Origin of the sequence: Tersicoccus phoenicis (assembly GCF_001968835.1) — a bacterium.
GTDB lineage: Bacteria > Actinomycetota > Actinomycetes > Actinomycetales > Micrococcaceae > Tersicoccus > Tersicoccus phoenicis.
In genome coordinates this window covers 1-849 of the sequence record NZ_MRDE01000107.1, presented here as the reverse complement: position 1 = coordinate 849, position 849 = coordinate 1, and the positions used below count along the sequence as shown (strand labels likewise).

General features: G+C 75.9%; 1 pseudogene. It reads left to right on the top strand.

Going from position 1 to position 849, the window contains the following annotated elements:
- Window positions 1–50 precede the first annotated feature (50 nt).
- Window positions 51–849: pseudogene (locus BKD30_RS17135) on the top strand (hypothetical protein); the annotation flags it as partial.

Genomic DNA, 849 nt, shown 5'->3' with positions numbered 1-849 from the left:
GGCGGGCTGAGGGGGACCGGCATGTGACGTGCCGGCCGGCGCCGGACACGATGACGTATCTGACGGGGTTGTTGCCGGTCGCTGACGGGGTGGCCGTGTATGCGGCCCTGTCCCGGGAGGCGGACACGTTGACCAGTCGGGGGGACGGGCGTGGTCGGGGGCAGATCATGGCCGACACCCTGACGGCCCGGGTCACCGGCCACCCCCCGGTCACCGCCCGCCGCCGGGCCCAGGCCGGCATGGAGCCGAACGGGCAGCCCGGCGGGCAGGCACCCGGCGGGCAGGCGGGCGGCGGGCAGGCGTCCGGTGGGCAGGCGCCCGGCGGGCAGGTATCCGGACGCGCACCCGGGCTGGCGCCCGGTCAGGCGACCGGCGGGCAGGTACGGATCGGGCAGCCGCGGCGCACGCTGCCGGGCCCGTCCTGGCCGGGTCCGGCCGGTGACGGAACGCCGCGCGACGACCAAGCCCGTGCTGATGGGTGCCCAAGCGAAGCATCTGGCGGAGAAGCGGATCGCGGCCAAGCGCACCGTGGGGACGAGACATCCAGCGGAGAAGCCGGACGCGACCGGGCGCGGCGTGATGAAACGCCCGGCGGTGACGCGCCCCGCAGCGGAGCACGCCGTGATGACGGTTCCCGCGGTCAAGCAAGCCGCAGTGGAGCGCCCGGCGGTGACGTGTCCCCCGATCATCACCGTGCCGGGGCTCCACTGCCGGCCGGTCCGGCTGGCCGGGCCGACAACGGGGCCGGTGGGGTAGTGAGCCGGGCTCGGGTGGAGTTGCAGGTGGTGATCACGGATCGGGCGTTGCTGGCCGGTGGGGCGGAGCCGGCGTATCTGGCCGGGTACGGGA